Genomic DNA, 21,474 nt, shown 5'->3' with positions numbered 1-21,474 from the left:
CCTTGCGCCTTTCCAGATCCCTAGCGCACCCGGTCGCTTTGTGACACGCTTGTAACAGTCACGATTTACGACAGTTCACAATATTCCGTGCAAGGGCTCAAGCCGCATTGGCGTCTTTCTGCCCAGCGGCCTCTGCCTCCTGTGCCTCCTGGGCATCCTGCGCCTCCTGGTCGGTTTCGATGGCATATTCCTGTGCGAACTCCACCATCAGCGGGGTCGAGGCCGGCGACACCGGAGCCAGTGTCCCGGTATCCTCGATCGGGACAGATGGCCGCTGCGTCATCCGATAGGCCGCATAAACCGCCAGCGCCAACAAGAGCACGGCCATCAGCAGGAAGAACCCAGGCGCCCCGAAGACCCCGTCCGCCATCAACCAGCCCGTGATCAGCGGCCCGGCAATCGCCCCCAGCCCGTTGATGAAGATCAGCCCGCCCGAAGCCGCCGCCATATCATCGGGTTCGAGATAGTCGTTGGTATAGGCAATCAGCAGCGAATAAAGCGGGTTGGTCATGCCGCCGATCAGGAAGGCCGAGGCCAGCAACAACGCATAAACCCCGCCCAGGAGCATCCCCATCAGCGCCCCGACCCCACCGCCGATGGCGACTAGGAAGATCAGCACCCGCCGATCCATCCGGTCCGATAACCAGCCCAGCGGATATTGCATGAAGATCGCGCCGACATAGAAGGTCGCGACAAAGCCCGAGATCTCGACGAGGCTGAGACCGACGCGGGCACCATAGACCGCACTCATGCCGAACTGGGCGGCAAAGACGCCCCCCATCAGGAACATGCCGACACAGCCCAGCGGCGAAAACCGCATCAGCTCCCGCAGGCTCATCGGTTTGGTGGTGTCAAAGGCCGGGGTCGGGCTGATCGACAGGAGAATCGGCGCAAAGGACACCGAGATCAGGACCGAGGCCAGAACGAAGGTGTCGAAACCGGCCGGATCGCCCAGCAGCATCAGCGCCTGCGCCGTGACGATGCCCGCGGTCTGCACGATCATGTACAGCGACAGCGCCTTGCCGCGGTTCTCGTTGTCGGACGCGTTGTTGAGCCAGCTTTCGGCGGTGACATAGACGCCCGAGAAGCAAAACCCGATCACCACCCGGCCCAGCGACCAGGCGATCGGATCGGCGAAGACCGGGTAAAGGATCATCACCGCCGAGATGAAGGAAGCCAGCGCCGCGAAGACGCGCACATGACCGACCCGCCGGATCATTTCAGGCGTCAGCCGCGATCCGCCCAGGAAGCCGACAAAATAGGCCGACATGACAAAGGACATCTGCAGGGTCGAAAACCCCTCGATCTCGCCACGCACGCCCAGCAACGTCCCCTGCAGGCCGTTGCCGATCATCAGCAAACCCACCCCGAGGAGCAGCGCCCAGGCGCTGGACAGAACTTGTTTCATCGCGCGGCCTCCGTTGCCTTGTCCCGCCGCCGCGACGGGGGTGTTCCGAATGTGCTAGAGCCCCCTGTCTAACACGTCCTCTCCATTCGCGACAGGTTCTGTCGCTAGACCGGCGCGTCGTCCCCTGCTCGTCTGTCCGGGATCAGCAGCGATGCGTCGCCATAAGAGAAGAAGCGATAGCCCCCGGCCACCGCGTGATCATAGACATCGCGGATGGTCTCTTGCCCCATCAGCGCCGAGACCAGCATCAAAAGCGTCGATTTCGGCAGGTGGAAATTGGTGATCAGTGCGTCGGTCACGCGGAACTGGAAGCCGGGATAGATGAAAATATCGGTCTCCCCCTCCCAGGGCGCGATGGCGCCCGTCTCCCGCGCGGCCGTCTCGATCAGCCTGAGTGCGGTGGTACCGACCGGGATCACCCGCCCGCCGGCGGCCTTGGTCGCGGCAATCTCGGCCGCGGCGGCCTCACCGACATGGCCCCATTCGGAATGCATCTTGTGGGTGGTCACGTCATCGACCTTGACCGGCAGGAAGGTCCCGGCGCCGACGTGGAGCGTGACATAGGTGAACCCCACCCCCATCGCCGCCAGCCGCCTGAGCAGCGGCTCGTCGAAGTGCAGCGAAGCCGTGGGCGCTGCCACAGCACCGGAATTCTTTGCCCAGACCGTCTGGTAATCGGTCTTGTCCTGATCGTCCGCCGGGCGCTTGGCAGCGATATAGGGCGGCAATGGCATCGCGCCGGCCTCGGCCAGGGCGGTATCGAAATCGCTGCCCTTGAGGTTGAAGCGCAGTCGCGCCTGGCCGTCCTCGACCGCCTCCAGCCTGGCGGAAAGATCGGCGGAAAACACGATCTCCTCCCCCACCCTGATTTTCTTCAGCGGTTTCAGCAAGGCCATCCAGCAGCCATCGGCGCGCGGTTCCAGCAGCGTAGCCTCGATGCGCGCGGCAGTGTCCCCCTGCGCCCCGGAGCGGTGGCGCTGCCCGCTCAGCCGGGCCGGGATCACCTTGGTGTCGTTCAACACCAGCCGATCTCCTGGGCGCAGCCAGTCGGTCAGATCATAGACATGGGAATCGGTGATCGCCCCCCTTTCGGCCACCAGCAACCGCGCCGAACTGCGCGGATGGGCGGGACGGGTGGCGATCAATGCCTCGGGCAGATGGAAATCAAAATCGCTGAGTTTCATGCGCCGCGCTATAGGCCGATGCAGGAGATTTGACCATGGGTCAAACCACGGCTCCAGATCACCGCTTGCGCGAAACCATGCAATAGCTCATCGGAAGCTGCGCCTCACGACCTGCGTAGATATCATATTCCGGCTCGCGAATACTGTGCGGGAATTCCTCAAGCCGCAGCAGATCGAGCCCTGCGGCAATGCTGGCGGTAACGATATCGCCCAAGGTGTGGATGAACCAATAACCCGTCTCGCCGACCCCGTGATCGCCCCCGTCGTAGGCGATCATGTCGGTCACCTCGAGCGGGCGCTTGTCGAAATATCCAAGGCTCGGTTCAAAGGGGGTATCCCCCGCAGGATCGAAGATTTCCAGAATGGGGTGTGTCTCGTAGATCACCAGCCGCCCGCCCGGCTGCAAAAGCTCCGCGACCTTGCGGAAGAATTCCGGCAGATCCGGCATCCAGCCAAGCGCCCCGATGGTGATCAGCGCCAGATCGAAACGGCCCAGATCGGGCGGCAGATCGTAGATATCCGCAGCAACCAGACGCGGCGATAGCCCCGCCGCCGCCGCCAGCTTTTCCCCCTGACGCAAAAACGCCGCGGATTGGTCGATCCCCAGCGCCGGGCGAATACCCAGCGCGGCCAGGGACAGCAGTTCGCGCGCGTTGTTGCAGCAAATCTGCACCGCAGACTTGCCCTCAAGTTTCAGCCCCTGCAGCGTCGCCGTCAGTTCCTGATCGAGAACGGAAAACCCCGGACGTGCAGCCTGCGCCAGCAACTCCTCCCAGGCCGCCCCGGTCTCGTGCAGATGGGCCGAAGCCTCCCAGGCCGCCCGGTTCGCAGCAGTGAAGTCACCGATTGTCTGTGATTTGGCCATTATACGCCCCCCCCCATCATGATCGCGACAGCCCTTAACCGACCCGTCCGGATGGGTCAAACCGGACAAGCCATGCCTGAGGAGCGATCGGTCACTTGCCCCCCATTGCCCCGTTCAGCATGTCCTGACCATGCCACTTCCGTGCCGGCTCCGGCGTCGCGGGGGCCGGATCGAAATTGTCGTCCCCCTCCAGCTTCGGCCGTTCTCCGCGAAACAGATCACGCAGCATGCCCGGCGCCAGACCGCTCAGCGGATTGACGTGAACGGATGGCGATGCGGCCGACCCTGACAGCGTATAGTTGAAACCGATCATCCCTTCGCCCTTGCGTGACGACAGCACGCTGCCGATGGCGTTGAGCAGATAGATCGGAGAGATCACCCCCTCCATGTCGAGCGTCGCCGACTTGAGGTTGTAATAGCCATCCATCGACAGGCCCATCGAGGGGCCGACCGCGCTGCTTTCCAGCACCACCACCCGGTCGGGTTCGAGCCGGACCTTGGCAGCCACCTCGGAGAACTGAATGCCGTTTCCGGCGACCTCGTCGAACAGCCCCACAACGCTGACCGCGTTCAGCAAGGCCGCAATCGTCGGTGCGTCGCGGATCTGTGTCCCGGTCACCTTGAGGGTGCCGTCGAAATACCCCTCCTTGTCCCCCACAGGCCGCAGCACCAGGCTGAAGGCACCGCCATGCGCCTGCTTGAGAATTCCCGCCGAACGAAACACCCCACCGCCATCGTCCGAGGTCAGGAAAACGGCGCTTCGGCCATTCTGCGGCTCGATCCGACCGGCGATTTCGGTCTGCCCGTTCAGTCGGCCGGTGAACGGCCCCTTCAGACCTCCGGCGGTGGTGAACTGACCGTTGAATCCGGTGAGCGCCAGGCCATCGCTGATCTGCAGCCGATCGAGAGAAACCTGCAGGCTGCCCCCGTCGGTGGCCCCGCTCGCGCCGCTTCCGAACCGTGCCCGACCGAGATCGAGAGTTCCCGACAGCACCTGCACCGCCGGCGCCGCATCCTTGCCGCGCCCGATCAGCTCCACCCCGGCATCAAGCCAGCCGTTCAGCTTGACCGACGAGAACCGTGCACGCCCCAGCCCGCCGCCGGGCGCGGTGGTGACGCTGCCCGTGGCCTCGAGCCCGGCCGCCTTCAGCGCCAGCCGGTCCACCTCGGCGCGCTCGCCCAGATGCGCGCTCACCTCCAGCGCTCCGGTGCCGGCCTCTGGCTTGCGCCAGCCCAACTGCGGGATCGACAGCCCGACACCGCGCAAATCAGTTCTGAGCGTCAGCCGCGGCGGCTGGTCGCTGACCAGATCCAGAGCGAACTGTCCGGTACCCTGGCCGCTGATCATCCCCGCCGGCAGCCCCAGCGCAAACGTATCGACCGCCTTTTGCGACAGCTCCACCTGGCCGTCGACCCGGCTGGATTTCGGCGCGCCGGGGCCGATCTTCTGGGTCCAGCGCACCACGATGGGAAGCTGGCCGACCCGCCCCGTGCCCGACAACTGCACCTGCGTGGTATCGGCCACGAGCCTGAGCGCGGAGGCCGTCAGGAGCTGCCCCGGGATCAGAACCGTGCTGGAAATATCGCTGAGCCGGCCATCGACGTAAAAGCTGATGTCCTCATAGGGCACCTTCGGCTGCATCGGGAAGGACAAGGTGCCTTCGGCCCGCGCCCTTCCCTGCGCCAGATTCACCGGCAGGGTCGTGTCCTTCAGCACACGCAACGGCGGCCCCGCCAGCATCGACATCATCGCGGTGATCGACCCGTCGGCACGCAACCGCAGCACCGCCGGCGCCGCCTGCTTGATGCCGATGTCGGGAATGATGAAAGACGTGCCGGCGATATCGACCGCCCCGCCCTCGGCCGGGGTAACGATCCCGGCATCGGCGCTGACCACGAAACGGCTGCGGTCCAGCGTAACCTCGCCCGCAGCCTGCTCGGCCGGCGGCAGGTACTTGTTATACCGGACCTTCGCCCCGGCGAATTCGAAATCGCCGTAGATCACCGGTGCCTGCCCCTCGTTCACGCGCAGCGCGAAATCAATGTTGGACAGGGCTCCGGCGCTGATATTCTCCTGCACCCATTCACGCGGTTTCGGCGCCACCCGTCCGGGCCAGAGCATCAACAACCGTTCGGGGCTCAGCCGATCGACATTGGCATCAACCGCCAGCCGCCAGCCCTCGGAGCCGGCCTCCAGCCCGCCACGCAGATGAAAGCCGCTGTCGCCATCGGCCACGTACATTTGCCCCAGCGTCACCCGGAACGGGTTGAGTTCGAGCCGGAACTCGACCAACCCGCTGTCGAGCTGGAGCGGCTCGGGATATAGGCCGGCGGGATTGAGCCTCATCCGATTGACGGTGAACTGGCCGACCAGATCCTGAAGTCGCCCGTCGGCGATGCTGCCAAGATAGGCCCGCCCCTCACCCGAGGAGGAGCCCCAGGCGCTATCGACGGACAATTCGTTGAACACCAGTGTCTTGGTCGCCGGCGTATAGGTAAAGTAGCTTTTGGCGCCGGAAAACGGGATCGGATGGGTCGCATCCGTCGGCTGCAACGCGCCTTCGCCGATCTGCAGCGTCGCCGATAGCGGCCCGAACGCACCATCGCTGCCCACACTGCCCCGAAGCGCCCCCGAAATCGGCGCCCTGAGCACATCGAGCCAGGCCAGAGCGACACTTTGCGCCGCGATATCCGAAGCGTCGATATCGCGCACCGAAACCCCGAACCCGGCCTGTTTCTCACCGATGGTGGCGGAATAATTGGCCTCGATCAGGCTGGCGTAATCCCGCCCGCTGAGCAGCGCGAAAGAGGCACCGATCTGTAGATCGCGGCCGCTGCGATCCAACCGGATACGCCCGCCGTCCAGCGTCCAGGCCTTGCCGCTCACCATATCCTCATACCGCAGGGCGACGGCCTCGACGTCGACGCTGACCAGGGCGGTAAGCTGCGGATTCAGAAGCTGCCGGTTCCAGCCCGCGATCAATTCGGGAATGCTTTCGGCGCGTTTCGCGGGCTCAGCATTCAATCCCAGCGCCAGAGAGACCGCGCCATCCTTGTCACGCCGCAGGGTTGCCAGCACACCGCTGAGCGAAATCCGGTGCGGCTGCAACTGCCCCCGCAGCAACGGCCGCATCGCCAGGCTGGCCTCGGCGTTCGAAAGCTGCGCCACCACCTGCCCGTCGGGTTGCGACAACACCACGTCGCGCAGCCTGAGGCGCGGATGCCACCCCTTGCGGATCACCATCTCGATATCGCCGAAGCTGATCTGCAATCCGTTCAGGTTGCGTTCGATCCGGGCCTCGACCCGCGCGCGCAGCCAATCCGGCGTATGTAACCGGGTGCCCACGATCATAAAGGCCGACAGCCCGACCAGAATGACCGCCAGCAGGCTGCTGCGAAAGGTCCAGACTCCGGCACGGCGTGCCACATGAACGGCGCGCCGGCGTTTGCGCGGTTCAGGCTGCTGTTCAGGCTGCGGCTTCGGCTCGGCTCCGGTCACCGTCTGCCCCCCCTCTGGAGGGACAGACCGGGGTTTCCGGTTGCCGAAAACGGCCTAATATGGAACCCATCAGTCCAGTTCATTGCCAGCGGAGTGCCCGATGCCCGATCAATCGCCCGTTTTGTCCGATACCGCCCCCGAGTTCACCCTCCCCCGCGACGGCGGCGGAGAAGTAAGCCTGTCGGGCCTGCGCGGCGACATCGTCGTGCTGTATTTCTATCCCCGGGATGATACCCCGGGCTGCACCAAGGAATCCATCGGCTTTTCCGAGCAATTGCAAGCCTTCGCCGATGCCGGTGCCCGAGTGCTGGGGGTGTCGCGGGACACCGTCGCCAAACACGAGAAATTCGCCGCCAAACATGGGCTGACGGTGCCGCTTCTGTCCGATGAGGACGGCCATGTCTGCGAGGCCTATGGTGTCTGGGTCGAGAAGAACATGTACGGACGCAAGTCGATGGGTATCGAACGCTCGACCTTCCTGATCGACGCCGAGGGCAAGATCGCCCGCATCTGGCGCAAGGTGAAGGTGGCGGGCCATGTCGAAGAGGTGCTGGAGGCGGTGAAGGCGCTTCAAGCCTGAGCCACCCGCCCCGGACCGTGGCGCATGCCGTTCTGCGCGCGCCCGGCCCCTCCTCCGCCCCGTTCCCACTGCAACCGAAGACCGCAAGATGACCGCCCCCCTTACCCTGGCGCAACGCGCCGATGCCGTGCTGCGCACCGCAGACGGTCGCGCCAAGACCGCCCTGTCCCGCCAGCATGCCGCCGCCTGGTTCGCCTCTCGTGCCGAGGGCGCCGAACCGATGGCGATCGGCGCCGCCACCCCGCCCCTGCATCCGGCACGCCCGGCGCAGCCCGTGCTGCTCTCGCCGCGCGAGGTGCCGAAACGCAAGCCCGGCTCACCCGCCGGGCGCATCGCGCTGCTGCATGCGGTGGCGCATATCGAACTGAACGCCGTCGATCTGCACTGGGACATCATCGCCCGGTTTTCCGATGTGCCGATGCCGATGGGCTTCTATGATGATTGGGTCAAGGCGGCGGATGAGGAAAGCAAGCATTTCAACCTGATGTGCGATTGCCTGGAAGCGCTCGGCAGCCACTACGGCGCCCTGCCGGCGCACGCCGGCATGTGGCGCGCGGCCGAGGACACCGCCGAGGATCTGATGGGCCGTCTCGCCGTGGTGCCCATGGTGCTCGAGGCGCGCGGGCTCGATGTCACTCCGGGGATGATCGAGATCTTCCGCAAGGCGAAGATCGACCAGGCCGTCACGGCGCTGGACACCATCTACGCCGAAGAAGTGGGCCATGTGGCCTACGGATCGAAATGGTTCCATTTCCTCTGCGGCCGCGAAAACGCCGATCCCAAACAGGTGTTTCACGCGCTGGTGCGCAAGTATTTCCACGGCGCACTGAAACCGCCCTTCAACGAGGAAAAGCGCGCCGAGGCCGGGCTGCCACCGGATTTCTACTGGCCGCTCACCGATCAGCCCGCGACTGAGGGCTGATCCCCAGCCCGGCCTCCGGCACGTCCTTGAAATCGGCGGTTTTTCGCCCAAAGGCCATACTCCGCCGATGATTCCGCGCAACAGTGGCCAACAAACTTGCCCAAGGGACAGGTGCCCGCTATGCAATCGGCCCATGGGCCGGACCGCCAGCGCGGACGGTTTGGGGATGGGACAAGGACGACGACTTGCGCACGAGATTCGCGATCAAGCTGCATGCGGTATTGGAGAAACACTTCCCCGAACGCCGCGTCTTTCTGAAATCGGATTCGGATACACGCTTCATCCGCCTCAGGCCGGCAACCCAGCTTGCCGCCTATGCAGGAGCCTTCCTCCTGGTCGCCTGGGCCATCGTCGCCACCGCCATCGTGCTGATGGACAGCATCGGCGCCGGTAATTTTCGCGAACAGGCCCGCCGCGACCAGCGCATGTACGAACAACGGCTGAACCAGCTGTCCGCCGAACGCGACGCCCGCGCCGAGGAAGCGCTGGCCGCCCAGGCCCGGTTCAACAGCGCCCTGGCACAGATCTCGGTGATGCAATCGGAACTGCTCAGCTCGGAAACCCGCCGCAGCGAGCTGGAGACCGGCGTCGAGGTGATCCAGACCACCCTGCGCCAGACCATGCGCGATCGCGAAGCCGCCCGCAAATCCCTGGCCGCCCTGAAAGACAGCGGCGCCACCACGCCGGCGACCGAGGCCGCCGCCCCGGCCCAGATGGCCTTCATGACCGCCGCACTGAGCGAGGCCGCCAAGGAACGCGATCAGGTCCGCGCCGACGCGCAAAGCGCGCTCGACGAACGCGACGCGCTGGAAACAGAAATCAAGCTGATGCGCGAGCGCAACGACCAGATCTTCCGCCAGCTCGAAGAGGCGATGGAAGTCTCGGTCGAACCGCTCAACAAGATGTTCCGCCAGGCCGGCATGGCGCCCGACCGTATTCTCGAGCAGGTCCGCCGCGGTTATCAGGGCCAGGGCGGACCGCTGACACCGATCACCTTCTCGACCCGGGGCGAACAACCCGATCCGGACGAGCTGCGCGCCAACAAGATCCTCGGCCAGATGGATCAGCTCAATCTCTACCGCTTGGCCGCACAGAAAGCCCCCTTTGCCAAGCCCGTGCACGCCTCGGTCCGGTTCTCCAGCCCCTTCGGCTATCGCCGCGACCCCAAGACAGGTGGCCGCCGGATGCATAACGGCTCCGACTTCGCCGGCCCCTATGGCACCAAGATCTTCGCCACGGCCGATGGCGTGGTCACCTACGCCGGCTGGATGTCCGGCTTCGGACGCCTGGTAAAGATCCGCCATGCCTTCGGAATCGAGACCTATTACGCCCATACCTCGCGGCTGCACGTGAAGGTCGGTCAAAGGGTCTCGCGCGGGGACCACATTGCTGATATGGGTAACTCCGGAAGGTCCACCGGCACCCATCTGCATTACGAAGTCCGCGTAAACGGCAGGCCAGTGAATCCCATGACTTACATCAAGGCTGCGAGAAATGTTTTCTAAGAGCAAAATCAACGATCCCGGTCCCAAGGCCTCTGACAGCACCAGCTCCTCCGCCCCGGCAACCCCGGCCGCCCCGACGCCGAGCGATTTCAAATCGACCGCGCCCAAGGCCAAGCCGCCGGCATCGGTGCTGTCCTCGGATCTGCATGTGACCGGCAACCTCAAGACCACTGGCGACATCCAGGTCGAAGGCACCGTTGAAGGCGACATTCGCGCCCATCTGCTGACCGTTGGTGAAACCGCCACCATCAAGGGCGAAATCTCCGCCGACGACGTGGTGATCAACGGCCGGATCGTCGGCCGCGTGCGTGGCCTCAAGGTCCGCCTCACCTCGACCGCCCGTGTCGAAGGCGACATCATCCACAAGACCATCGCGATCGAAAGCGGCGCCCATTTCGAAGGCTCGGTGCAGCGTCAAGACGATCCGCTCAGCGCCGGCCCCAAAGCCGCCCCGGCAGCGAAACCCGCCGACGCCTGACCGGCCCCCCCATATCGCGGGCTCTCTTCAGATATCCCGCAACGGCGCCGCGGTCTTCTGCGGCGCTTTTTCTTTGCCCCTGCCGCTCCCGGCGCCTTCGATCTGGCAAAAATATCCTCGGGGGTGAATTGTCCCGGCACGGGACAAGAGGGGGTAGACAGCCCCCTTCCCTTAGCTCAACGCGAAGCCGAAGGCCCGGCGCAGCTCGGCGCTGCCGCCGCTCTCGTAGCAGGCGCCATGGGCCAGGATCACCCGCTCCGGCCCCCAGTCCAGCATCTGCCGCACCGAAGCTCCCAGCAGGGCCTTGTCGAAGGTGGCGCGCATGTCCGGGGGCATGTGTCCGCGCGGCGCACTGATCCCGGCCAGACGCACCAGCGGGCGCATCCACCAGGGCAGTTTACGGGGTTCGAAATTTTCGATCAGGTCGGTCAGGATCAGCGTGCGGCTGGCGCGATGAAAGAACACCGCCTCGTGGTGAACCTTGCTGCCCTTGACCACCGTCTGGTCGATCTCGCCGTCCCAGGCAGGCGGCGCATCCCCGGTCAGCTCGTGATCAAAGCGCAGCTTCATGTCGTGATCGGCTGCGCGCGCGATCACCCCGGGGGCAGCCCAGCTCGTCGCCTCGGGAAAGGCCGCCTGCCAATCGGCGACAAATGCATAATGAATCCAGTTGGGCGCCACCAGATGACGCACGGGCCCAAGCGCGGCGATCTCGGCCCGCAGCGGATCGCTCAACCGAACCGGGGAATGCACCCAGAGCCCGCCATCCCTCAGCCGGACCACCGTGGCCCGGGTCGAGAAAGGCAGATGGTAGAACCCGATCGCCGGCCCGTCGACGATCCAGAGATCGCGCGCCACCGGCTTGAGCGTCAACAGCGGTTCGTAGCCGGTGGCGCGCGACGAGGTCATTCGCTGACCGTGACCTTGGTCATCACGTCGGGCTTGCCGATCACGGCGCCGTTCGGCCCGGTGCCGCGCTTGATCTGATCAACCACATCCATGCCCTTGGTCACATGTCCCACCACGGTGTACTGGCCGTTCAGGAAATACCCCGGCTCGAACATGATGAAGAACTGCGAATTGGCGCTGTCGGGGCTCTGCGCCCGCGCCATGCCGACCACGCCGCGATCGAAGGGCTTGTCCGAGAACTCCGCCTTCAGATCGGGCAGCTCGGAGCCGCCCGTGCCGGCACGCCGCATGTCACCGCCAAGCTTGCCGAACTGCACATCGCCGGTCTGCGCCATGAAGCCGTCGATCACCCGGTGAAAGACTACGCCATCATAAGCGCCCTCTTTCGCCAGCTTGGCGATCTGCGCCACATGGTTCGGCGCCACATCATCCGCCATGTCGATCACGACGGTGCCATTGGCCCCCTCGCCTGCGATCTCGATGGTCAGCTCGGTGGCGAGCGCCGGGCCCGCCACCAACGCGGCCAGGGCCGCAGAAAGCGCCAGCTTACGCATCGGAGACATCCGCAGCGACCTTGACGCTGATCATGCGATCGGGCTGTGCCGGCGGCTCGCCCCGCACGATGGCATCGACAAAGCCCATGCCGTCGATCACCCGGCCATAAACGGTATACTGGCCGTTCAGGAAGTGGTTGTCCTTGAAGTTGATGAAGAACTGCGAATTCGCCGAATTCGGGTTCTGGCTGCGCGCCGCGCCCAGGGTGCCGCGATCATGCGGCAGACGCGAGAACTCTGCCGGCAGGTCGGGCAGGTCAGAGCCGCCGGTGCCCGCCATGCGCAGGTTGAAGTCGTTTTCCATATTGCCGTTTTTCACGTCGCCGGTCTGCGCCATGAAACCGTCGATCACCCGGTGAAAGGCGACATTGTCATAAGCGCCGGCGCGGGCCAGCTCTTTCATCCGTTCGGAATGCTTCGGCGCCACATCGGGCAAAAGCTCGATCACCACGGTGCCATCCTTCAGTTCGATCAGGATGGTGTTTTCGGGATCCTTGATTTCGGCCATTTTCCGCTCCTCGATAAGCAATTGACAAGATACCTAAGAGCAGCGGGCCGGAAAGCCAAGTGACGCATTGACGAACGGGGCAAATGCGGGGAAACAACAGCCGGATTATCGCCAACTGATTTTGGGATGTAAGATGCGCTGGAATACTCTGGATGACATGGAACTTGCCGGAAAGCGGGTGCTGGTCCGTGTTGATATCAATGTGCCGATCGAAGACGGGGCCGTCACCGACGACACACGGATCCGCCGCCTGAGCCCGACCCTGAAAGATATCATGCGGGCCGGAGGCAGGCCGATCCTGCTGGCGCATTTCGGCCGCCCCAAGGGCCAGCATATCCCCGAGATGTCACTGCTGCATTTGATCCCGGCTCTGGAGAACGCCTTCGACGCTCCGGTGAGCTTTTGCGCCGATTGCCGCGGCCCTGCCGCCCGTGCCGCCGTCGGTGCGCTTGAAGATGGCGCCATCCTTATCCTGGAAAACACCCGCTTCCACCCCGGCGAGGAAAAGAACTGCCCCGACCTGGCGGCAGAGCTGGCCGAACTGGCCGATATCTACTGCAACGATGCCTTTTCGGCCGCGCACCGGGCACATGCCTCGACCGAAGGGGTGGCGATGCTGATGCCCTCCTGCGCCGGTCGCCTGATGCAGGCCGAGCTGGAGGCACTGGAGGCGGCGCTTGGCGAACCGCAGCGGCCGCTGGTGGCCCTCGTCGGCGGCGCCAAGGTATCGACCAAGCTGGAGCTTCTGGGCAATCTGGTCGAAAAGGTCGATCACCTGATCATCGGCGGCGGTATGGCCAATACCTTCCTCGCCGCCCAGGGCATCGACATCGGCAAATCGCTGTGCGAACGCGACATGACCCCGATCGCCGCCGATATCCTGGCCAAGGCGGAAAAGACCGGCTGTCATATCCTGCTGCCGAAGGACATCGTCATCGCCCGCGAATTCAAGGCCGGCGCCGCGCATGAAACCCTGCCGGTCACCGCCTGCCCCTCTGACGCGATGATCCTGGACGCCGGCCCCGAAACCGTGGCCGAGATCGCCCAGGTGCTGGAGGAGGCCAAGACGCTGATCTGGAACGGCCCGCTTGGCGCCTTCGAGATCGAGCCCTTTGACGAGGCCACCAATGCCGCTGCGCAGAAAGCCGCCGAGCTGACCCGCGCCGGCCGCCTGGTCACGGTCGCGGGCGGCGGTGACACCGTCGCGGCGCTCAACCAGGCCGGCGCAACCGCCGATTTCACCTATATTTCCACCGCCGGCGGCGCCTTCTTGGAATGGATGGAAGGCAAGACCCTGCCCGGCGTGGCCGCACTGAACCACAAATAATCCACCGGACGGGGGCTCTGCTCCCGCGGCCGCGGGAGCCCGGGCCCGAGCCACGCAAACCCGTTGCAACAAGGCGCCCTCTTGCCTATGCACAAGAGGAACGGGGCGCCTCCCCATACCTACGAAATCACAGTCAATTTGGGCGGAAAACCATATGTCGAAAGAAAAGCAAACCGAACAGATTCGCGCGGCTCAGGGCTTTATTGCGGCCCTCGACCAGAGCGGCGGCTCCACCCCCAAGGCGCTCAAGCTCTACGGGATTGAAGAGGATGCCTATGGATCGGAAGCCGAAATGTTCGACCTGATCCACGCGATGCGCTCGCGCATCATCAAGTCGCCCGCCTTTACCGGCGACAAGATCATCGGCGCGATCCTGTTCGAAATGACCATGGACCGCGAGATCGACGGCATCCCCACCGCCACCTACCTGTGGGAAGAGCGCGGCGTTGTCCCCTTCCTCAAGGTCGACAAGGGCCTGGCGGACGAAGCCGACGGCGTGCGGCTGATGAAACCGATGCCCGATCTGGACAAGCTGCTTGAAAAAGCCGTCTCCAAGGGCATTTTCGGCACCAAGATGCGCTCGGTCATCGACGCGGCCTCCCCCTCGGGCATCGCCGCCGTGGTCGATCAGCAATTCGAGATCGGCGAAAAGATCCTGTCCCACGGGCTGACCCCGATCATCGAACCGGAAGTGACCATCACCATCGCCGACAAGGCCGAGGCCGAAACCATCCTGCTGGCCGAGCTGCAAAAGCACCTGGATGCGCTGCCCGGCGACAAGCAGGTGATGCTGAAGCTGACCCTGCCGGAGGTTGCCAACCTCTACAAACCGCTGGTCGATCATCCCCGCGTGATGTGTGTCGTGGCGCTGTCGGGCGGCTATTCGCGCGCCGAGGCCAACGACCGGCTGTCGAAGAACACCGGCATGATCGCCTCCTTCTCGCGCGCGCTGACCGAGGGGCTGAGCGCACAACAGAGCGCCGAGGACTTTGACGGCACGCTGGGTGCGACAGTCGAAACGGTCTTCACCGCCTCGATCGCCGGCTGAGCCGGACCGGAACCGACATGACAAGGCCCGGGCAATTGCCCGGGCCTTTGCTTTTGCGCAGACAGAACCGCACCGTCTTATCGTCCCGGCGATCGGAATTTCCTGAAAAATCCGATCCATTTTCCTGTCACGGAAATGGGGGCCGCGGCCCCGATCCCGGCAGTTGCCTCAGTCCTCGTCCTCGACATCCATGTATTTTGCGGTGAAGGCCGGTTCACCCATCCGCTCCAGCAGGTCGAGTTGCAGGTCGAGCCAGGCCCAATGCCCCTCCTCATCCAGCACGATCTCTTCGAACAGCGCCCGGGACCCGATGTCATCCGCATCGAAAGCCGCGCGCGCAGCGCGGGTATAAGTGTCGATGGCGTCGCGCTCGTCCACCTTGTCCAGCTCGAACATCTCCTGCAGGGATTTCGCCCGCACCGGCGTCTTCTGCGGCGTCAACACCGGATCGCCGCCCAGAAACAGGATGCGATCGATAAACCGGCCTGCATGGCCCAGTTCTTCCTGCATCTCCTCGCGCATCTTGGCCGCCAGTTTGTTCAGCCCCCAATCGTCCAGGACATGGGCATGGAGCAGGTACTGCGTCGCCGCCGACAATTCCATCGACAGTGCCGTCTGAAGGTTTTCAAGGCTGGTGGTCGTATTGCTCATTTCACTCTCCTTCGGTGCCGGCGGCACGAGGCCGCCCTGCTGGCTGGGATTGGCTCGCCCCGACAGTGAGCGCGCCCTGGGCGTCGGATGCAACCCCAGATGGCGCGACACAACACCCTCACTTGTCTGTTGTTGCAAAGATTTGGGATTCACACCGCGAATCGCCTGTGCCATAGTGTGATCAGACGTCTTCAAGGGCGCACCACAGGCAGACCAACCCATTTGAAAAGCAGAGTGATCGTGACCCGTTCCAACCGGCCCGGATTTGGCCCCCTGATCTTCTTCGCAACCGCCTTTGCGCTCGGCGCCTATTTCACCTTCGCTGCCGTGCAGGGCGATTACGGGCTGTTTCGCCGGATCGAGATCCTCGCGGAACAGGACGGGCTGCAGAAGGAACTCGACCGCCAGAATCAGGAAATCGCCCGGTTGGAGAACCTGACCCGGCGCCTGTCGGACGATTATCTCGACATGGACCTGCTTGACCAGCAAGCGCGCTCTGTCCTCGGCATGCTGCGCGCCGATGAGATCGTAATTCGCTGAACCAAGCCTGCGGGCGCGCGCCGGCAAAATCCCCTCGTCACCGGGCAGGAAATCCTGTAATAGATAGTTTAACGTTGAACTATCCTTTTCAGGAGGAAGGCCACAGCTATGGCGACGCGAAAAAGCTCTGCAAAACCAAATGTTTCCGCAGAAGAGCTTCTGTCCTTTTACCGCGAAATGCTCCTTATCCGGCGATTCGAGGAAAAGGCCGGCCAGCTTTACGGCATGGGGCTGATCGGGGGGTTCTGCCACCTGTACATTGGCCAAGAGGCGGTTGTCGTCGGACTTGAGGCAGCCGCCGAAGAAGGCGACAAGCGCGTGACCTCTTATCGCGACCACGGCCACATGCTGGCCTGCGGCATGGACCCCAAGGGGGTTATGGCCGAGCTGACCGGACGCGAAAGCGGCTATTCCAAGGGCAAGGGCGGCTCCATGCACATGTTCAGCAAGGAGAAGCACTTCTACGGCGGCCACGGCATCGTCGGCGCCCAGGTGCCGATCGGCGCGGGGCTGGCCTTCTCGGACAAATACAAGGGCAACGACCGGGTTACCTTCGTCTATTTCGGCGATGGCGCCGCCAACCAGGGCCAGGTCGCCGAGACCTATAACATGGCGCAGCTCTGGGATCTGCCGGTGGTCTTCGTGATCGAGAACAACCAATACGCCATGGGCACCTCGGTGCAGCGCGCCACCAAGTCGCCCGACTTCTGGGAACGCGGCGCCGCCTATGGCATCGCCGGCGAGATGGTCGACGGCATGGACGTGCTGGCAGTGAAGGAGGCCGGAGAGAAGGCCGTCGCCCACTGCCGCGCCGGCAAGGGCCCCTATATCCTGGAGGTTAAGACCTATCGCTATCGCGGTCACTCGATGTCCGACCCAGCGAAATACCGGACCCGGGAAGAAGTGCAGAAGATGCGTGAAGAACGCGACGCCATCGAACATGTGCGCCAGCTTCTGCTGACCGGCGGACACGCCAGTGAAGACGATCTGAAATCGATCGACAAGGAGATCAAGGACGTCGTCAACGCGGCCGCCGATTTCGCCAAGGAAAGCCCGGAGCCCGCGCTGTCGGAACTCTGGACCGATATCTACGCCTGAGGGGATGAAGTAAGATGGCAACCGAAATTCTGATGCCCGCCCTGTCGCCGACCATGGAGGAAGGCACGCTGGCCAAATGGCTGGTGAAAGAGGGCGATACCGTTTCCTCCGGGGATATCCTGGCGGAGATAGAAACCGACAAGGCCACGATGGAATTCGAGGCGGTGGACGAAGGCGTGGTCGGCAAGCTGCTGATCGCCGAGGGCACCGAGGGGGTCAAGGTCAACACCCCCATCGCAGTGCTGCTGGACGAGGGCGAAAGCGCCGATGATATCGCCAGCGCCACCTCGGCCGCTGCCGCGCTCTCTTCGGCTGCTCCGGTCGAGAAGGCCGCGACAGAGGCCGCCGAGGCCCCTGCCCCCGCCGCCCCCAAGGCGCCCGAGGTGGACTTGAGCCCGGACTGGCCCGAGGGCACGCCGATGAAGGCCCAGACCGTGCGCGAAGCCCTGCGCGATGCCATGGCCGAAGAGATGCGCGCCGATGACCGCGTCTATCTGATGGGCGAGGAAGTCGCCGAATATCAGGGCGCCTACAAGGTGTCGCAGGGCCTTCTGGACGAATTCGGCGCCAAGCGGGTGATCGACACCCCGATCACCGAACACGGCTTTGCCGGTATCGCCGTTGGTGCCGCCTTCGGCGGGCTGAAACCGATCGTCGAATTCATGACCTTCAACTTCGCCATGCAGGCGATTGACCAGATCATCAACTCCGCCGCCAAGACGCGCTACATGTCCGGCGGACAGATGGACTCGCCCATGGTCTTCCGCGGCCCCAATGGCGCGGCGGCCCGCGTCGGCGCCCAGCACAGCCAGGACTATGCCGCCTGGTACATGCAGATCCCCGGGCTGAAGGTGGTGATGCCCTATTCCGCCGCCGATGCCAAAGGCCTGCTGAAAAGTGCCATCCGCGATCCCAACCCGGTGATCTTCCTGGAGAACGAGCTGCTCTACGGTCACAGCTTCGACGTGCCGGTGCTGGAGGATTTCACCATCCCTCTGGGCAAGGCGAAGATCTGGCGCGAAGGCAAGGATGTGACCATCGTCAGCTTCGGCACCAGCATGCAGTTCGCGCTGGAAGCCGCCGAGAAGCTGGCCGAAGACGGCATCGACGCCGAGGTGATCGACCTGCGTACCCTGCGCCCGATGGATACCGACAGCATCATCCGGTCGGTGATGAAGACCAACCGCTGCGTCACGGTCGAGGAAGGCTGGCCGCAGGGATCGGTCGGCAGCTACATCTCTTCGGTGCTGATGCAACAGGCCTTCGATTATCTGGATGCCCCGGTGATCAACTGCACCGGCAAGGACGTGCCGATGCCCTATGCCGCCAATCTGGAAAAGCTGGCGCTGGTGACCACCGATGAGGTGATCGAGGCGGTCAAGCAAGTGACCTATCGGTAAGGAGCAGAGCGATGCCCACTGAAATTCTGATGCCCGCCCTCTCCCCCACGATGGAGGAAGGCACACTGGCGAAATGGCTGGTCAAGGAAGGCGACACGGTGCAATCCGGCGACCTTCTGGCCGAGATCGAAACCGACAAGGCGACGATGGAATTCGAAGCCGTCGATGAAGGTATCGTCGGCAAGCTGCTGGTGGCGGAAGGCACCGAGGGGGTGAAGGTCAACGCCCCGATCGCGGTGCTGCTGGAAGAGGGCGAAAGCGCCGATGATATCGCCGCTCCCTCCGCCACCGCTGCCGCGCCCGCGTCCGCTGCACCGGCTGAGAAAACCACGGCTGCCGAGGCGCCCGCACCTGTGGCGGCCCCCGCTGCCCCGGTGGCGGCAGATGGCGGCCGTATCTTCGCCTCGCCGCTGGCACGCCGGATCGCCGCCGACAAGGGGCTGGATCTGAGCGCGATCAAGGGATCCGGTCCGCATGGTCGCATCGTCAAGGCCGATGTGGAAGGCGCCAGCGCGGCGCCAAAACCTGCCGCCGCACCGGCTGCGGCAGCCGCACCGGTCTCGGCCACCACCGCGCCGACCATGTCCATGGGCCCGGCCACCGACACCGTGCTGAAGATGTACGAGGGCCGCGAGTTCGAAGAGGTCAAGCTGGACGGCATGCGCAAGACCATCGCCGCGCGGCTGACCGAGGCGAAACAGTCGATCCCGCATTTCTATCTGCGCCGTGACATCAAGATCGACGCGCTGCTGAAATTCCGCGGTGAGCTGAACAAGCAGCTCGCCCCGCGCGGTGTCAAGCTCAGCGTCAACGACTTCATCATCAAGGCCTGCGCCCTGGCGCTGCAAGCCGTGCCGACCGCCAATGCGGTCTGGGCTGGCGACCGCATCCTGCAACTGAAACCCTCGGACGTGGCGGTTGCTGTCGCCATCGACGGCGGGCTGTTCACGCCGGTGCTGAAGGATGCCGAAATGAAATCGCTCTCTGCCCTGTCGGCAGAGATGAAGGATCTAGCCACCCGCGCGCGGGATCGCAAGCTTGCACCGCATGAATATCAGGGCGGCAGCTTCGCGATTTCCAACCTAGGCATGTTCGGGATCGACAATTTCGATGCGGTGATCAACCCGCCGCACGGGGCGATCCTGGCGGTCGGCGCCGGCGTCAAGAAGCCGGTGGTCGATGCCAATGACCAGATCACCGTGGCCACCGTGATGTCGATAACGCTCAGTGTCGACCACCGGGTGATTGACGGCGCGCTCGGCGCCCAACTGCTGCAGGCGATTGTCGAGAACCTGGAAAACCCGATGTTGATGCTGGCCTGAGGGGCCGGGCATCAACAAGCTGACATCGTTGGGAAATGACCAGACGGGCCGCCTTGTGCGGCCCGTTTTGCCATGCGCCGATGCCGCCACCGGCACAGCCCAAAAGATGTAACGAACAGATCACAAAAACCATGCCGGTTTCGCATGCCCCCCTTGCGATACCAGCAATTGTATTGACGTCCACGATGCGGCATTCCCGCGGCACTTTCGGTTGCCATTTTGCGACCGGAGATGTGCCCCCGACAACCTGCTTTCCCCGGCTGCATCACAGCCCCCAGACTTTCGGAGACCGCTATGGCTCATTCCGACCGTCAGGCGTCACTGACGATTCTCTCTCTCGCCATCGGCGCCTTCGGCATCGGTGTCACCGAGTTCGCCACCATGGGCCTGCTGCCGTTCTATGCCAGTGATCTGGGGGTGAGCGAACCGCAGGCCGGTCATGCCATCAGCGCCTATGCGCTTGGTGTCGTCGTCGGTGCGCCGGTGCTGTCCATTCTGGGCGCCCGACTGGATCGCAAGCGGCTTTTGATCCTGCTGATCGCCTTCTTCGGCATCGCCAATCTGCTCGGGGCCTTTGCGCCCAGTCTGGGCCTTCTGATCGCCGCACGCTTCGCCGCCGGCCTGCCGCATGGGGCCTATCTCGGGGTCGCGATGCTGCTCGCCGCCGAACTGTCGCCGAACCGGCGCGGTGCGGTGGCCGTGGCCGTGGCCCAGGTGCTGATGGGGCTGACCGTCGCCAATGTGATCGGCGTACCGCTGGCGGGGGCGGTCGGGCAATGGTTCGGCTGGCGCTGGAGCTTCGTGATCGTCGCCGGGATTGCCGGCCTCTGCGCTCTGGCGATCGGACGCACCGCGCCAGTGCTGCAAGATGATGTCAGCCGCAGCCCGCTGAACGAAATCCGGGCGCTGTCGAACCCGGCCATCTGGCTGACGCTGGGCATCGGAGCCGTCGGCTCGGGCGCGATCTTCGCCGTCTACTCCTATCTCTCCGCCGCGATGATCGACGCCGCCCGGGCACCGGCCTGGGGCATTCCCCTGGCCTTGTCCTGCTATGGCATCGGCTCCACCGCCGGCAGCTATCTCGCCGGTCGGTTGACCGCCTGGTCGCAATTCGGTGCGGCTCTGATGCTGCTGATCGGAATGGCCGCCATGGCGCTTCTGTACGCCGCCGTAATGGGACATTGGCCCTTGATGGCACTCGCCGTGCTGGGCATGGGGCTGATGTCCGGCCTGGTGATCCCGCTGCAAATGCGGCTGATGCATGTCGCCGGCGAGGCACAGACCCTGGCCGCCGCGCTGAACCATGCCGCCTTCAACGCCGCCAACGCCCTGGGGCCGCTCTTGGCCGGAGCCGCGCTCGGCGCCGGCTATGGCTGGGCCTCCTCCGGGATGGTCGGTGCCGCGCTGGCCATCGGCGGGATGATCGTGCTGGCGCTGGCCTGGCTCCAGGCCCGGCGGCCACGCCCGGTTGTCTTGGTCCCGACCCCGGCAGCACTGGGATAATATCTGGAATACTCTGTCGCCCAGCCCATGCGCAGGGCGCGGGCGACCCTCTGTCAAGAATGAGCAGGGGCCATCACATTTAACGAGGCGCTGGAGGAAATGACGGGTTTCGCCACCGGCCAGCCCGCCATCGACGCGCAACACGACAAGGGGCGCTATCGCGCCCCTTTCCC

Annotated in this window: 19 protein-coding genes; 11 read left to right on the top strand and 8 right to left on the bottom strand. The window is 64.4% G+C overall.

Features of this window, described 5'->3' with window-relative positions:
- Positions 1–97: 97 nt before the first annotated feature.
- The 4 genes from G455_RS23575 to G455_RS23570 form a co-directional block, all read right to left on the bottom strand.
- Complete coding sequence (locus G455_RS23575) at positions 98–1,408, bottom strand: MFS transporter (protein ID WP_051312252.1); 1,311 nt, start codon at positions 1,406–1,408, stop codon at positions 98–100.
- A gap of 104 nt (positions 1,409–1,512) precedes the next feature.
- The gene (queA, locus tag G455_RS0107185) at positions 1,513–2,592 is read right to left on the bottom strand and encodes a tRNA preQ1(34) S-adenosylmethionine ribosyltransferase-isomerase QueA (RefSeq protein WP_028093073.1); all 1,080 of its coding nucleotides are present in this window, start codon (positions 2,590–2,592) and stop codon (positions 1,513–1,515) included.
- 58 nt (positions 2,593–2,650) lie between these two features.
- Positions 2,651–3,457, bottom strand: coding sequence for a class I SAM-dependent methyltransferase (locus G455_RS0107180; RefSeq protein ID WP_035366315.1), 807 nt, complete (start codon positions 3,455–3,457; stop codon positions 2,651–2,653).
- Between the two features lie 91 nt (positions 3,458–3,548).
- On the bottom strand, positions 3,549–6,956 hold the full coding sequence (locus G455_RS23570; RefSeq protein ID WP_051312250.1) for an AsmA family protein: 3,408 nt from the start codon (positions 6,954–6,956) through the stop codon (positions 3,549–3,551).
- Positions 6,957–7,056: 100 nt separating this feature from the next.
- Between G455_RS23570 and G455_RS0107170 the strand changes: the two genes are divergently transcribed.
- The 4 genes from G455_RS0107170 (at position 7,057) to G455_RS0107155 (ending at position 10,441) form a co-directional block, all read left to right on the top strand.
- On the top strand, positions 7,057–7,536 hold the full coding sequence (locus tag G455_RS0107170) for a peroxiredoxin (protein WP_028093071.1): 480 nt from the start codon (positions 7,057–7,059) through the stop codon (positions 7,534–7,536).
- An 88-nt stretch (positions 7,537–7,624) separates the two neighbouring features.
- On the top strand, positions 7,625–8,458 hold the full coding sequence (locus G455_RS0107165; protein ID WP_028093070.1) for a ferritin-like domain-containing protein: 834 nt from the start codon (positions 7,625–7,627) through the stop codon (positions 8,456–8,458).
- 185 nt (positions 8,459–8,643) lie between these two features.
- A complete protein-coding gene (locus tag G455_RS0107160; protein ID WP_028093069.1) occupies positions 8,644–9,963 on the top strand; it encodes a M23 family metallopeptidase in 1,320 nt (439 codons plus the stop codon).
- Positions 9,953–10,441, top strand: a complete 489-nt coding sequence (locus G455_RS0107155; RefSeq protein ID WP_028093068.1) for a bactofilin family protein — start codon at positions 9,953–9,955, stop codon at positions 10,439–10,441. Before G455_RS0107160 ends, G455_RS0107155 begins: the two co-directional genes overlap by 11 nt.
- Positions 10,442–10,612: 171 nt before the next feature.
- Here the strand turns inward: G455_RS0107155 and G455_RS0107150 are convergent, their stop codons facing one another.
- Genes G455_RS0107150 through G455_RS0107140 form a run of 3 tightly spaced genes read right to left on the bottom strand, consistent with a single transcriptional unit; the run spans position 10,613 to position 12,412 of the window.
- Positions 10,613–11,350: a DUF4336 domain-containing protein gene (locus G455_RS0107150; protein WP_028093067.1), complete on the bottom strand. Its 738-nt coding sequence runs from the start codon at positions 11,348–11,350 to the stop codon at positions 10,613–10,615.
- Positions 11,347–11,904, bottom strand: a complete 558-nt coding sequence (locus G455_RS0107145; protein WP_028093066.1) for a peptidylprolyl isomerase — start codon at positions 11,902–11,904, stop codon at positions 11,347–11,349. The genes G455_RS0107150 and G455_RS0107145 overlap by 4 nt, the downstream gene beginning before the upstream one ends.
- Positions 11,897–12,412 carry a peptidylprolyl isomerase gene (locus G455_RS0107140; protein WP_028093065.1) on the bottom strand — a complete coding sequence of 172 codons (516 nt, stop codon included), beginning with the start codon at positions 12,410–12,412 and terminating at the stop codon, positions 11,897–11,899. Before G455_RS0107140 ends, G455_RS0107145 begins: the two co-directional genes overlap by 8 nt.
- A 133-nt stretch (positions 12,413–12,545) precedes the next feature.
- On the opposite strand from G455_RS0107140, the gene G455_RS0107135 reads away from it, so the two are divergent.
- Positions 12,546–13,739: a phosphoglycerate kinase gene (locus tag G455_RS0107135; RefSeq protein ID WP_028093064.1), complete on the top strand. Its 1,194-nt coding sequence runs from the start codon at positions 12,546–12,548 to the stop codon at positions 13,737–13,739.
- 154 nt (positions 13,740–13,893) lie between these two features.
- Positions 13,894–14,787, top strand: coding sequence for a fructose bisphosphate aldolase (locus G455_RS0107130; protein WP_028093063.1), 894 nt, complete (start codon positions 13,894–13,896; stop codon positions 14,785–14,787).
- 168 nt (positions 14,788–14,955) lie between these two features.
- Here the strand turns inward: G455_RS0107130 and G455_RS0107125 are convergent, their stop codons facing one another.
- Complete coding sequence (locus tag G455_RS0107125) at positions 14,956–15,438, bottom strand: bacterioferritin (protein ID WP_028093062.1); 483 nt, start codon at positions 15,436–15,438, stop codon at positions 14,956–14,958.
- Between the two features lie 240 nt (positions 15,439–15,678).
- Here G455_RS0107125 and G455_RS0107120 point away from each other — a divergent pair, with 240 nt between their 5' ends.
- The 5 genes from G455_RS0107120 to G455_RS0107100 all read left to right on the top strand — a co-directional run bounded on the left by G455_RS0107120 (position 15,679) and on the right by G455_RS0107100 (position 21,301).
- On the top strand, positions 15,679–15,978 hold the full coding sequence (locus tag G455_RS0107120) for an FtsB family cell division protein (protein WP_028093061.1): 300 nt from the start codon (positions 15,679–15,681) through the stop codon (positions 15,976–15,978).
- Positions 15,979–16,086: 108 nt separating this feature from the next.
- A complete protein-coding gene (pdhA, locus tag G455_RS0107115) occupies positions 16,087–17,076 on the top strand; it encodes a pyruvate dehydrogenase (acetyl-transferring) E1 component subunit alpha (RefSeq protein WP_028093060.1) in 990 nt (329 codons plus the stop codon).
- 14 nt (positions 17,077–17,090) lie between these two features.
- Positions 17,091–18,476 carry a pyruvate dehydrogenase complex E1 component subunit beta gene (locus G455_RS0107110; protein ID WP_028093059.1) on the top strand — a complete coding sequence of 462 codons (1,386 nt, stop codon included), beginning with the start codon at positions 17,091–17,093 and terminating at the stop codon, positions 18,474–18,476.
- An 11-nt stretch (positions 18,477–18,487) separates the two neighbouring features.
- Positions 18,488–19,798: a pyruvate dehydrogenase complex dihydrolipoamide acetyltransferase gene (locus tag G455_RS0107105; protein ID WP_028093058.1), complete on the top strand. Its 1,311-nt coding sequence runs from the start codon at positions 18,488–18,490 to the stop codon at positions 19,796–19,798.
- A 294-nt stretch (positions 19,799–20,092) separates the two neighbouring features.
- The gene (locus G455_RS0107100; protein ID WP_028093057.1) at positions 20,093–21,301 is read left to right on the top strand and encodes an MFS transporter; all 1,209 of its coding nucleotides are present in this window, start codon (positions 20,093–20,095) and stop codon (positions 21,299–21,301) included.
- Positions 21,302–21,474 lie beyond the last annotated feature (173 nt).

This window comes from Pseudodonghicola xiamenensis DSM 18339 (assembly GCF_000429365.1).
Classification (GTDB): Bacteria; Pseudomonadota; Alphaproteobacteria; order Rhodobacterales; family Rhodobacteraceae; genus Pseudodonghicola; species Pseudodonghicola xiamenensis.
The sequence above is the reverse complement of the archived record's forward strand: the minus strand, read 5'-3'. Positions and strand labels throughout refer to the sequence as shown.